This is a genomic window from Mesorhizobium sp. M0077 (assembly GCF_040322955.1).
Taxonomy (GTDB): domain Bacteria; phylum Pseudomonadota; class Alphaproteobacteria; order Rhizobiales; family Rhizobiaceae; genus Mesorhizobium.
The window spans coordinates 183,439-195,394 of record NZ_JAMYUL010000011.1 but is presented as its reverse complement, the minus strand read 5'-3'; the positions used below and the strand labels follow the sequence as shown (position 1 = coordinate 195,394).

Genomic DNA, 11,956 nt, shown 5'->3' with positions numbered 1-11,956 from the left:
AAAACGCTTCGAACCCCGCTACTCGTTCAAAGCAGCAGCGCGTCCGCCTCTGTCCGCATCGCTTAAGGTCGATCCGTCTGAAAGCGCCGGCCTGCTATTGGGCGGCACCCCTATCGCCGGCATCACCGCTGTCACCGGCGGCATCGCCACTTGCGTCACCGTTGTCGTTGCCATCCGCCGGTGCATCGGTCTGGCCCGGAGTCTTGGCGCCCTTGGCGGCGTCTTCAGCCTGCTTCTTCTGCAGTGCCCGGTAGCGGGCAACGTTCTCATTGTGCTCGGCAAGCGTGGTGGCAAAGACGTGGCCGCCGGTGCCGTCGGCGACGAAATAGAGATCATCGGTCTTCGACGGGTTGGCGACGGCTTCGAGCGCGGCGCGGCCGGGATTGGCGATCGGCGTCGGCGGCAGGCCGTTGATCAGATAGGTGTTGTAAGGCGTCTGTTTCTGGATGTCAGACTGATAAATCGGCCGGTCGGCGGGTTTGCCCTTGCCGCCGAACAGGCCGTAGATGATGGTCGGATCGGATTGCAGCCGCATGCCCTTGGCCAGACGGTTGAGGAAGACGGCGGCAACGCGCGAGCGCTCGTCGCCCCGGCCGGTTTCCTTTTCGACAATGGAGGCCAAGGTGACGAAGTCGTCGACATTGGCCAGAGGCAGGTCGGGCGCGCGCCGCTGCCAGACCTCGTCGACCAGCTTCTTCTGGTCGGCGAGCAGCTTGTCGACCATCTGTTGGCGCGTGGCGCCGCGGGTAAAGCGCAGCGTGTCGGTGGCGAGGCTGCCCTCAGCCGGCTTGGCGGCCGGCATGTCGCCGGTCAGCGCATCCTGCTCGGCGATGCGCTGCAGCGCCTGCTCGACCGTCAGGCCCTCGGGAATGGTCAGCGAATACATCACCGACTTGCCGCTCTTCAGAAGCTCCATGATGTCGCGCATGGAGGCGCGCGGCTTTATCTCGTATTCGCCTGCCTTCAGCGCTGAATCATTGCCATAGACCCGCACGGCGATGCGGAAGATGCGGGCATCGCTGATCAGCCCACGCCGTTCGAGCTGGTCGGCAATATCCTGGACGCCGGTGCTCGGCTTGACCAGGAAGGTGTCGCCGGCCACCGACGGGCCCGGTTCGTTGAATGCCTGCTTGCCGAAATAGAGCGAAACGCCGGCGGCGAGGATCATCAACATCACCGCGGAGATGACGAAGTTCATGAACACGACGACTTGGCTGCGCGAGGCGCGCGAGCGCTTTGGTGGTGGTGTGCCGGCTTCCGGGCGCAAAGCTTCGGCCGCGGTCTTCGGCACGATCGGGCCGGTCTGCTGGTTTTGTCCGAATTGTCCGCTGCCGCCCGGATTGGTGTTCATTAGCGCCCTACCATCTGATCTCTTAGAGCGACCATGCGCCCGATTGGACGCACAGCGTGCCCTAACATTTCAAGCCTACGCATCGTGCTTTTAAAAAAGCGCCTTCGGTTTCAGGCCGATGCGACGAATCCCCAGCGGCAGAGTAGGCTTGAATATGGCAAAATTGACGACAGACCGCTGGCGCGCCGGTCGATACCGCAATCAGCCTGTATAACGCTGGAATACCAGCGAAGCGTTGGTGCCGCCGAAGCCGAAGGAGTTGGACAGCGCCACGTCGACCTGGCGATGCCGTGGCGTGTTCGGAACAAGATCGATCGCGGTTTCGCGTTCCGGGTTGTCAAGATTGATGGTGGCTGGCGCGATGTTGTCTCTGATAGCGAGGATCGAAAAGATCGCCTCGGCGGCGCCCGCGGCACCCAGGAGATGGCCGATCGACGACTTGGTCGACGACATCGAGATTTTCGAGGCGGCGTTGCCGACCAGCCGCTCGACGGCGCCGAGTTCGATCGTGTCGGCCATGGTCGAGGTGCCGTGCGCGTTGATGTAGTCGACGTCGGCGGGCGTCAGCTTGGCCCGGTTCAGCGCCGCCGTCATGCAGCGGAAGGCGCCGTCGCCGTCTTCGGCCGGTGCGGTGATGTGATAGGCATCGCCGGTCAGGCCGTAGCCGGTGACCTCGGCATAGATCTTGGCGCCGCGCGCCTTGGCGTGTTCGAGTTCTTCCAGCACCACGACGCCGGCGCCCTCGCCCATGACGAAGCCGTCACGGTCGCGGTCATAGGGACGCGAGGCCTTCTCAGGCGTGTCGTTGCGGTCGGTGGACAGTGCCCGGCAAGCAGCGAAGCCGGCAAGCGATAGTCTGGTCACCGGCGATTCCGCGCCGCCGGCCAGCATCACGTCGGCATCGCCGAAGATGATCAGCCGGGCGGCATCGCCAATGGCGTGCGCGCCGGTCGAGCAGGCGGTGACGACGGCGTGGTTGGGGCCTTTCAGCCCATGCCGGATCGATACCTGGCCAGATACCAGGTTGATAATGTTGCCGGGAATGAAGAATGGACTGATACGGCGCGGTCCGCGCTCTTTCAGGATGATAGCGTTCTCGGCGATGCCCTCGAGGCCGCCAATGCCGGAGCCGATCATGACGCCGGTGGCGCAGCGCTCGGCTTCGGTGCTGGGCTCCCAGCCGGAATCCTTCAGCGCTTCGTCGGCGGCCGCAATCCCGTAAAGGATGAAGTCGCCGATCTTGCGCAGTTCCTTGGGCTCGAGCACGGCTTCGGGATTGAGCGTGCCGTTGGTGCCGTCACCGCGAGGAATGACGTGGGCGATCTTGCAGGCAAGATCTTCCACTTCGAACTCGGTGACGCGCTTGGCGGCGCTGCGGCCGGTCAGAAGTTCCTTCCAGCTGTGCTCGAAGCCCATGCCGAACGGCGAAACCAGGCCAAGGCCCGTGACGACGACACGCCTCATCGCAGGTCCTCCCCGGTGATGACTGCGGATAGTGTCAGGCCGAAGCCTTGTCGATGTACTTCACGGCATCGCCGACGGTCAGGATGGTCTCGGCCGCATCGTCCGGAATCTCGACGCCGAACTCTTCTTCGAAGGCCATGACGAGTTCGACCGTGTCGAGGCTGTCCGCGCCCAGATCATCGATGAAGCTCGCCTGCTCCGTCACCTTGTCGGCATCGACGCCAAGATGTTCGATGACGATCTTCTTGACGCGCTCTGCGGTGTCACTCATTTGGGGCATCCTCGTCTTTTGTTTGTCTGTCTTCGTTAGCGGGCAGAATGCCGCTAATCAAGCTGAAAGATGGTCCTGCCGGAAACGCAACGATGCCGGACCGGTTTTTGCCCGAACCGCCGGGTTGCGGGCCGCATTACACGAAAAATGGCTGAGGTCCAAGGCGAAATGGTCTCTTTTCACAAGCCGGCCATGTCTTCTTATCACCCGGCAATATCCTGTCAGATCATGGCCATGCCACCGTTGACATGGATGGTCTGGCCGGTGACGTAGGCTGCCTCGTTGGAGGCGAGATAGGCGACGGCCGACGCCACTTCAACACTCGTGCCCATGCGGCGCGTCGGGATCGCGGCCATTATCGCGTCTTTCTGCTTGTCGTTGAGCTTGTCGGTCATGGCCGATTCGATAAAGCCCGGGGCGACGCAGTTGACGGTGATGTTGCGGGTGGCGATCTCCTGCGCCAGCGACTTGGAAAAGCCGATCATGCCGGCCTTGGAGGCGCAATAATTGGTCTGGCCAGGATTGCCGGTGACGCCGACCACCGAGGTGATGTTGATGATGCGGCCATGGCGGCGGCGCATCATCGGATGGGTCAGCTCGCGGGTCAGCCGGAACACGGCGGTGAGGTTCACCTCCAGCACGCTGTCCCAATCCGCGTCCGCCATGCGCACGAACAGGCCGTCCTTGGTGATGCCGGCATTGTTGACCAGTATGTCGACGCCTTCGAGTTCGGCTTCGGCCTTCTGGCCAAGCGCCTTGACCTCGTCACGGTCGGCAAGATTGGCCGGGAACAGCTTTACCCGGTCGCCGAGTTCGCCGGCCAGGGTCTCCAGTTTCTCGACGCGGGTGCCGTGCAAGCCGACAATGGCGCCTTGCGCATGCAGCACCCGGGCAATCGCCTCGCCAATGCCGCCCGATGCGCCGGTGACGAGCGCCTTGCGGCCGGTCAGTTCGAACATTTTCGTCTCCTGATCTTAAGAGAACACCCTTCCCACGGGAGGGGTTGAATCGCCAGTGGATTATGCAAGCGCGGCCAGCGCCGCCTCGACATCGGCCGGCGTGCCGACGGCCGATGTGGCGATGTCGCGGCTGATCCGCCGCGCCAGGCCGGAAAGCACCTTGCCGGCGCCGATCTCAAAGAGCGTGGCGACGCCATTGGCGCCGAACCACTCCACCGTTTCGCGCCAGCGCACGCGGCCGGTGATCTGCTCGACCAGGCGGCGCGCGATCTCGTCGGGGTCGCTGGTCGGGACTACAGTGACGTTGGAGACGACGGGCACCACCGGTGCATTCTTGGTCACGCCGGCCAGCGCCTCGCGCATGACATCGGCCGCCGGCGCCATCAGCGCCGAATGGAAGGGTGCGGAGACCTGCAGCATCAGCGCCCGCTTGGCGCCCTTTTCGGTGCACAGTTTCGCGGCGAGTTCCACCGCCGCCCTGGCGCCGGAGATCACCAGCTGGCCGCCGCCATTGTCGTTGGCGATCTGGCAGACCTTGCCGGATCCCGTTGCGGCCTCGGTGCAAGCGGCTTCGACGTCGGGCTGTTCCAGTCCGATGATCGCCGCCATGGCGCCCTCGCCGGCCGGCACCGCCGCCTGCATGGCGTTGCCGCGGATGCGCAGCAGCCGGGCGGCATCGGCGACCGAAACGAAACCGGCCGCGGCAAGGGCGGAATATTCGCCGAGCGAATGACCGGCAACGTAGGCAACCTTGTCCTTCAGCGAAAAGCCGCGCGCTTCCAGCGAGCGGATTCCCGCCAGCGAGACCGCCATCAGCGCCGGCTGGGCATTGGCAGTCAGGGTCAGCGCCTCTTCCGGGCCTTCCCAGATCAGTTTCGACAGCTTTTCGCCCAGCGCATCATCGACTTCCTCGAACACCCTGCGTGCCTCGGGGAAGGCGTCGGCGAGGTCCTTGCCCATGCCGACAGCCTGGCTGCCCTGTCCCGGAAAGGTGAATGCGACGGCCATTTGGGCGCTCTCCAGCGGCTGATTTTTCCTGCCTGTGACGCAAGGCGGACCGCCAAGTCAAGCCCGAAGGCGGCATTTCGGCTCTCGCTTGAACCGGAGCTGACCTCGAGTCCCTGTTCCCAAAGGCTTTTTGCCGATCACACCTGATGAAAACCGCTCACGAATCGTTTGCTGGCTCTTCTTATTTTCGCCACAGGCGCTAGCTTTTGCATGACAGTTCTATGACAGAACGGTGGCGCGAGTGGAAATGCGCGTTGCTTGGGCCGGGGGAAGAGACGTGGCTAGGATCAGGAAGGGCGCGACCGTACCCGCGCCACAGTTCTTGGAAGACGATCCGTCCACCGGCTACCTGCCGGGGCGCAGATGGCCGGTCATCCGCTACGGTCTGGTCACGCTGCTTGCCTCCGCCATCCTGGTGTTCGCCATCGAATGGATCGTGCGCGGCGACTTCTTCGGCACAGTCGACTTCTTCCTGCAGCCATTCAAGCCGGGCTGGACCACCATCATTGTCTTTGCATTGGTGCTGATGGGACTGGACGCCGTGCTTGGCCGCAGTCACCAGAGCCTGATGATCGTGGCGCCGCTGACGCTGGCGCTGGCCTTTGTCGGGCATCAGAAGTCGCATTATCTCGGCGATCCGCTCTACCCAACCGATTTTCTTTATTCGCGCCAGATCATGGCACTGATGCCGCTCCTGGTGCGCGAACGGCCTTGGACGGCGCTCGCCATGGCGGTCGGCATCGTCGCCGGCCTGTCGCTGCTGATCTATGGCTGGCGGTTGTGGCGCCGCAAGGTTCCGATCCTCAGCCGCAAAGGGCGGCTGGCGCGGCTGACGCTGGCAGTGCCGCTGCTCGCCTTCTTCGTCTCGATAATGGACTACGCCACCTTCTCGTGGACCCGCGACCGGCTGCAGATCATCCCGATCATGTGGGACCAGAAGGAGAACTACGCCTCCAACGGGTTTGCGCTGGCCTTCGCACTCAACGTGCCGATGGCGCATGTCTCGGCGCCGGCGGGCTATTCCGACAAGGCGATCGACGCGATCGACAGGCCTGCTGTGGCGGCCTCGGTACCGGATGAGAAACCCGACATCATCGTGGTGATGAGCGAATCTTTCTGGGATCCGACCAAGCTGCCCGGCGTCACAATCACGCCTGACCCGATCCCCAATGTGCGGGCGCTGCGTTCCGGCTATATGTTTTCGCCGGAATTCGGCGGCATGACCGCCAACATCGAATTCGAGGCGCTGACCGGCTTTTCCAATGCCTTCCTGCCGGCGGGCTCGATCCCCTACCAGCAATATGTGCGCACGCCGACGCCGTCGCTGGCGACCTTCCTGAAAAGCGAGGGCTACCGGGCGCGCGCCATCCATCCGGGCACCAACTGGTTCTGGAACAGAGGCGCCGTCTATGCCGATTTCGGTTTCAACGATTTCCGCTCGGAAGAGACGCTGCCGCCACTGGAAAAGCGCGGGCCGCTGGCTTCCGATGCGTCGATGACCGACGAGATCATCGCAGAGGCCGACGCCAGCGAGCGGCCGGTGTTCTTCTTCGCCGTCAGCCTGCAGAACCACGGTCCCTACGAGCCGTACCGCTATTACAATCCGACCCACAAGGTCGCGGCGCCGATCAGCACATGGGCGCGGGAATCGCTGCTCAGCTATGCCGAAGGCTCCGCCGATGCCGATCGCGGCCTCGAGCGGCTGATCGAATGGGCGAAGAAGCGCGACCGGCCGACGGTCATCGCCTTCTTCGGCGACCATCTGCCGCCGCTCGGCCCCGTCTATGTCGAAACCGGTTACCTGAAGGACAATGTCGCGCCGCGCAAGGAACCGACGCCGGCGGCGGCACTGGAGCATCATCAGACGCCGCTGGTCATCTGGTCTAACCGCACCGGTCCGGCGCAGGATATGGGCGCCGTGAGCCCGGCCTTCCTGCCCTACCACATCCTGACAACGGCCGGGATCACGCACCCCTACTACACCGGCTTCCTGGGCGCGCTGCGCGAACGCTATCGCGTCGTCGACCGCAATCTGCTTTTGACACCGTCAGGTGAGGCCACGCCGGACTGGGCGCGGCAGAAGGACGTTGATCCGGCGATCAACGACTTCCGCCTGCTGCAATACGATATGATGTTCGGCAAGCGTAAGGCGGCTCCGGACTTCTTCCCCGAAACGATCAACGGTCGTACCCCGCATACGAGTTGATGCCTTCTTTATCCAACCCTGCGACGCTAGGACGCTGTCCGGAGCATGCGTTACCCTTGCCTTCCAGCCAATTTGCTATATAGACGCCCGCAATCTGCCGGTCCTTGCTGGGGGCTGAACGGAGGGCCGGAGGTTTTACCCAAAACCTTCGTGTGAAGCCAGAAGCGCTTCCGCCTCCCGTGTCTCCGCTCTCGACCGTCTCGAAATGCTCCTTTCTTCCCCGCCCCCTCGGGATCAGCGGGTCAGAGAAGTTGCAGAGGCTTTTGCCGCGAGGATCCGGGAGAGAAACGAAGAAAGGCACTGAACCACTATGGCTCTATACGAACATGTGTTCCTTGCCCGGCAGGACCTCTCGCAGCAGCAGGTCGATGCGCTTGTCGAACAGTACAAGGGCGTCATCTCCGCAAATGGCGGGTCCGTCGGCCGGGTCGAGAACTGGGGACTGAAGTCCCTCACCTACCGGGTCAACAAGAACCGGAAGGCTTACTACACGCTTATGGACCTCAACTGCCCGCCGGCAGCGCTCAACGAGATGGAGCGCCAGATGGGCCTGTCCGAGGACGTGCTGCGTTTCCTGACCGTCAAGGTCGAGGCGCATGAGGAAGGCCCGTCGGCCATGATGCAGAAGCGCGAAGAGCGCTCGGAACGCGGCGGCTTCGGCGACCGCGACCGTGGTGATCGTGGTCCGCGCTCGTTCGGCGACCGTGATCGCGGCGACCGTGGCGATCGTCCGCCGCGCTCATTTGGCGACGCCGGTGGTGATCGTGGTCCGCGCCGTCCGCGCGAAGGCGTTGAAGGAGGTGCAGAATAATGGTCGACATCAATCAGATCCCGACCCGGCGCCCGTTCCATCGCCGCCGCAAGACCTGCCCGTTCTCCGGCGCCAACGCGCCCAAGATCGACTACAAGGACGTGCGTCTTCTGCAGCGCTACATTTCCGAGCGCGGCAAGATCGTGCCGTCGCGCATCACCGCCGTCAGCCAGAAGAAGCAGCGCGAACTCGCCAAGGCGATCAAGCGCGCCCGCTTCCTCGGCCTGCTGCCCTACGTGGTTCGCTAAGACTTTCGAGCGGGCGGTTCGCCGCCTGCTTCCTTCTCCCACGGCGACGGGCGCCGCAGGGGTAATTTGATGATGCATGTCGTTGTCCCAAAACCGGGACCACTTTTGGCGACATGCATTGAAATCCCGAGTTGAGGTGAAAAGCCTCTAACTGCCGCGACAGGCAGGACAGCGACACCGGCGCCAAGGCGCTCAGAGCTTCCTGACCTGTTCCATTCAATTCGGCGCCGATCCCGCGGTCGGTGCCCAGACGAAGGAACAAAACCATGCAAGTGATTCTTCTCGAACGCGTTTCCCGCCTCGGCCAGATGGGCGATACCGTCAAGGTCAAGGACGGCTTTGCCCGCAACTTCCTCTTGCCGCAGGGCAAGGCGCTGCGCGCCAACGAAGCCAACAAGAAGAAGTTCGAAGGGCAGCGCGCGCAGCTCGAAGCGCGCAACCTCGAGCGCAAGTCGGAAGCCAGCCAGGTTGCCGAAAAGCTCGACGGCAAGAGCTTCATCGCCGTACGTTCGGCCGGCGAGACAGGCCAGCTCTACGGTTCGGTGTCGACCCGCGACATCGCCGACCTGCTGACCGCCGAAGGGTTCTCGGTCAACCGCAACCAGATCCAGCTCAACCAGCCGATCAAGACCATCGGCGTCACCAATGTGGCGATTGCGCTGCATCCGGAAGTCGAGGTCACCATCAGCCTCAACATCGCCCGCACGGCCGACGAAGCCGAACGCCAGGCCAAGGGCGAGACGCTGACCACCGCCGAAGCCATCTATGGCGATGACATCAACGACAACGCACGGCCGGAGAACTTCTTCGACCCGAACACCGAGTTCGAAGGCGGCGAAGAAGACAACGCCTGATCTCGCACGGGCCTGATCGCACAGGAAGCGAGCGGAGCAGCGCTCCAAGTCGTCATCCAGCCTTTCTGGACCAATGCCCGGGCCTCTCGCCCGGGCATTTTTGTGCCAAATGGAACTTTTCGAACCCCTATATATTGTTGCAGAATTGGTCCGCCAGTCTGACCGTGAGGGGACATTTGGTGATGAATATTCTGTTGAAACGCGTTCTCGACCGCCTGGTGCGTACGGGCAATCTGAAAGTCACCGGCCCGAAGGGCTCGACAGTGGTTTTCGGCGACGGCAGCGGCGAGCCGGTGCATATGCACATCAAGACCGCGCATGCCGAGCGCGCCATTACCTTCGATCCGATGCTGGCCGTGCCGGAAGCCTATATGGACGGCGAACTCGACATCATCGAGGGCGGCGTACTGGGTATGATGCGCATCGCCTTCCAGAACATGGGCAGTGGCGGTATCGACGCCACCTGGTCGAAGGCCATCGAGGGTCTGCGCCACGCCTTTCGCCGCCTGCAGCAGATCAACACCGCATCACGGGCGCGCCGCAACGTGCAGCGCCACTATGATTTGTCGGGTGACCTCTACCGGCTCTTCCTCGACGACGACATGCAGTATTCCTGCGCCTACTTCGAACAGCCGGACATGACGCTCGACGAGGCGCAGATGGCCAAGAAACGCCATATCGCCGCCAAGCTCAGGCTGAAGGCCGGCCAGACCGTGCTCGATATCGGCTCCGGCTGGGGTGGGCTCGGCCTCTATCTCGCCAAGGCTTTCGATGTCGACGTGCAAGGCGTGACGCTGTCGACCGAGCAGCACGGCGTCGCCACCGACCGGGCGCATGCGCAAGGCTTGCAGGACCGCGTGCATTTCGACCTCAAGGACTACCGCGAACTCAACGAACGCTTCGACCGCATCGTCTCGGTCGGCATGTTCGAGCATGTCGGCGTCAACCACTTCCGCACTTTCTTCGACAAGTCGGCGACGTTGTTGAAGCCCGACGGCGTCATGCTCTTGCACACGATCGGCCGCTCCGGCGTGCCGTGGGCGACCAGCGCCTTCATCCGCAAGTACATTTTTCCGGGCGGCTACATTCCTTCGCTGTCGGAGGTGATGCCGGCGATCGAGAAGTCGGGCCTTGTAGTCACCGACATCGAGATTCTGCGGCTGCACTATGCCGATACGCTGAAGCATTGGGGCCAGCGCTTTGCCGCCAACCGGGACATGGCCAAGGCCATCTACGACGAGCGCTTCTGCAGGATGTGGGAGTTCTATCTGGCGGCTTCGGAAGCCGCCTTCCGCTGGCAGGATCTGGTGATCTTCCAGATCCAGATCGCCAAGAAGAACGACACGCTGCCGATGACGCGCGACTACATGGCCAAATGTGAAAAGGCGCTCGAAATGCGCGAAATGGGGCATCGCCAGGAGACGGCGGGCGCCGAGCCTGCTGTCGCCAGGTCTGTGCCTGCCAGGTCCGTTGCTGTCAGGTCCGTTGCGGCCAAGCCAGCGCGCCGTCGCAAGGTGGCGGATCGCGAATAACGCCTCGATTGCGATTGCCGCTTGCCATTGACGGCTCTGACACTGAAAAAAGGTCTCGTTCTCGCGAGACCTTTTTTAATGACCTGCCTGCCCACCATAGCCACCACCCTTGTCGAGTTCGCCGGCGCCTCGGTGCTCGCGCCACGCGGAGCCTGAGCGTGGAACTCCCCGCCTCGCTGCGACAAGGCGTCGAGCGCCTGCTCGAAACGATACCGCTGGCGGTGCTGCGCCAGGCGGCGAAGACGCTGTCCGACCGCTACCGCGCCGAATTGCGCGACGGCCGCCTGCACATGGCCGAAGAGATGGCGGTAAAAGCCTATCTGGCGACGCGGCTGCCGGCGACCTACGCGGCGGTACGGGCCGGTCTCGACGAACTCGCCTATGCGCGGCCCGATTTCCAGCCAACGAGCTTGCTCGATGTCGGCGCCGGTCCTGGCACGGTGCTTTGGGCCACTACAGACCTGTGGCCCGACCTCGAAGAGGCGGTTCTGATTGAAGCAAGCGCCGCGGTGCGCAAGGTTGGCCAGTCGCTCGCCCTTGATACCATCGCCACCAGGATGGACTGGCGCGCCGGCGACGTGACCATCGACCTTGCCGATCTTAAGCCTGCCGATCTGGTCACCTGCGCCTATGTGCTGGACGAGATCGCGCCGGCATCGCTGCCGAAGCTTGTCGGCCGGCTCTGGCAGTTGACCGGCGACACACTGCTGATCGTCGAGCCCGGCACACCGGCAGGCTGGCAGCGCATCCTGGCAGTGCGCCGGCAATTGCTGGAGGCCGGGGCGCATGTGCTGGCGCCTTGTCCGCATGAGGCGCCCTGCCCGCTTGAGCCGCCCGACTGGTGCCATTTTTCTCGCCGCGTCGCCCGCTCGCGCCTGCACCGCCTGGCCAAAGACGCCGACGTGCCGTGGGAGGACGAGAAATTCATCTACGTCGCGGCGTCGCGGCAAGCCGCGCCTGTACGTCAGCCGCGCGTGATTGCGCCGCCGAAATCGGGCTCCGGCAAGGTGCTGCTCAAACTGTGCCAGCCGGATGGCGGCGCCGGCGAGACACTTTTCACCAAGCGCGAGGGCGAGTTGTTCAAGGCAGCGCGGCGACTGGACTGGGGCGATACATTGGACGGAAGAAGCGGATAATCACCGAGATTGTTCTTGCTCTGTTCCAACGACTCGGATAAAAGTCAGCGCCTTTCTGAGTCAACCGGAATCGGGGCGCGGAAACACTCTTCTGTGGACGGTTTGCCGCCCCTGTG

The 11,956-nt window shown here is 63.4% G+C and carries 11 protein-coding genes; 6 read left to right on the top strand and 5 right to left on the bottom strand.

The features are described 5' to 3' along the window. Positions 1-94 precede the first annotated feature (94 nt). The 5 genes from mltG to fabD all read right to left on the bottom strand — a co-directional run bounded on the left by mltG (position 95) and on the right by fabD (position 5,053). Complete coding sequence (gene mltG / locus NKJ57_RS21510) at positions 95-1,351, bottom strand: endolytic transglycosylase MltG (protein ID WP_023752524.1); 1,257 nt, start codon at positions 1,349-1,351, stop codon at positions 95-97. 201 nt (positions 1,352-1,552) lie between these two features. Continuing rightward, on the bottom strand, positions 1,553-2,815 hold the full coding sequence (gene fabF / locus NKJ57_RS21505; RefSeq protein ID WP_023685687.1) for a beta-ketoacyl-ACP synthase II: 1,263 nt from the start codon (positions 2,813-2,815) through the stop codon (positions 1,553-1,555). Positions 2,816-2,849: 34 nt separating this feature from the next. Further along, positions 2,850-3,086, bottom strand: coding sequence for an acyl carrier protein (locus NKJ57_RS21500; RefSeq protein ID WP_006203723.1), 237 nt, complete (start codon positions 3,084-3,086; stop codon positions 2,850-2,852). A 221-nt stretch (positions 3,087-3,307) separates the two neighbouring features. Beyond that, positions 3,308-4,045, bottom strand: coding sequence for a 3-oxoacyl-[acyl-carrier-protein] reductase (fabG, locus tag NKJ57_RS21495; RefSeq protein ID WP_023705359.1), 738 nt, complete (start codon positions 4,043-4,045; stop codon positions 3,308-3,310). A gap of 60 nt (positions 4,046-4,105) precedes the next feature. After that, a complete protein-coding gene (gene fabD, locus NKJ57_RS21490; RefSeq protein WP_023705360.1) occupies positions 4,106-5,053 on the bottom strand; it encodes an ACP S-malonyltransferase in 948 nt (315 codons plus the stop codon). A gap of 277 nt (positions 5,054-5,330) precedes the next feature. On the opposite strand from fabD, the gene NKJ57_RS21485 reads away from it, so the two are divergent. The 6 genes from NKJ57_RS21485 to NKJ57_RS21460 all read left to right on the top strand — a co-directional run bounded on the left by NKJ57_RS21485 (position 5,331) and on the right by NKJ57_RS21460 (position 11,840). Next, positions 5,331-7,259, top strand: a complete 1,929-nt coding sequence (locus tag NKJ57_RS21485) for an LTA synthase family protein (RefSeq protein WP_352512278.1) — start codon at positions 5,331-5,333, stop codon at positions 7,257-7,259. Positions 7,260-7,569: 310 nt separating this feature from the next. After that, positions 7,570-8,070 (top strand): 30S ribosomal protein S6, encoded by a 501-nt coding sequence (gene rpsF, locus NKJ57_RS21480; RefSeq protein WP_023672722.1) that lies wholly within the window; start codon positions 7,570-7,572, stop codon positions 8,068-8,070. Next, positions 8,070-8,318, top strand: coding sequence for a 30S ribosomal protein S18 (rpsR, locus tag NKJ57_RS21475; protein ID WP_006203718.1), 249 nt, complete (start codon positions 8,070-8,072; stop codon positions 8,316-8,318). Before rpsF ends, rpsR begins: the two co-directional genes overlap by 1 nt. A gap of 266 nt (positions 8,319-8,584) precedes the next feature. Then, positions 8,585-9,172, top strand: a complete 588-nt coding sequence (gene rplI, locus NKJ57_RS21470) for a 50S ribosomal protein L9 (RefSeq protein ID WP_023672721.1) — start codon at positions 8,585-8,587, stop codon at positions 9,170-9,172. A 182-nt stretch (positions 9,173-9,354) separates the two neighbouring features. Then, positions 9,355-10,704 carry a cyclopropane fatty acid synthase gene (locus NKJ57_RS21465; protein ID WP_352512279.1) on the top strand — a complete coding sequence of 450 codons (1,350 nt, stop codon included), beginning with the start codon at positions 9,355-9,357 and terminating at the stop codon, positions 10,702-10,704. 158 nt (positions 10,705-10,862) lie between these two features. Further along, the gene (locus NKJ57_RS21460; protein WP_352512281.1) at positions 10,863-11,840 is read left to right on the top strand and encodes a small ribosomal subunit Rsm22 family protein; all 978 of its coding nucleotides are present in this window, start codon (positions 10,863-10,865) and stop codon (positions 11,838-11,840) included. Positions 11,841-11,956: the final 116 nt, after the last annotated feature.

Coding starts and splice junctions, on each gene's coding strand:
- mltG (WP_023752524.1), bottom strand. CDS start 1,351: ATGAACACCAATCCGGGCGGCAGCGGACAATTCGGACAAAACCAGCAG.
- fabF (WP_023685687.1), bottom strand. CDS start 2,815: ATGAGGCGTGTCGTCGTCACGGGCCTTGGCCTGGTTTCGCCGTTCGGC.
- NKJ57_RS21500 (WP_006203723.1), bottom strand. CDS start 3,086: ATGAGTGACACCGCAGAGCGCGTCAAGAAGATCGTCATCGAACATCTT.
- fabG (WP_023705359.1), bottom strand. CDS start 4,045: ATGTTCGAACTGACCGGCCGCAAGGCGCTCGTCACCGGCGCATCGGGC.
- fabD (WP_023705360.1), bottom strand. CDS start 5,053: ATGGCCGTCGCATTCACCTTTCCGGGACAGGGCAGCCAGGCTGTCGGC.
- rpsF (WP_023672722.1), top strand. CDS start 7,570: ATGGCTCTATACGAACATGTGTTCCTTGCCCGGCAGGACCTCTCGCAG.
- rpsR (WP_006203718.1), top strand. CDS start 8,070: ATGGTCGACATCAATCAGATCCCGACCCGGCGCCCGTTCCATCGCCGC.
- rplI (WP_023672721.1), top strand. CDS start 8,585: ATGCAAGTGATTCTTCTCGAACGCGTTTCCCGCCTCGGCCAGATGGGC.
- NKJ57_RS21465 (WP_352512279.1), top strand. CDS start 9,355: ATGAATATTCTGTTGAAACGCGTTCTCGACCGCCTGGTGCGTACGGGC.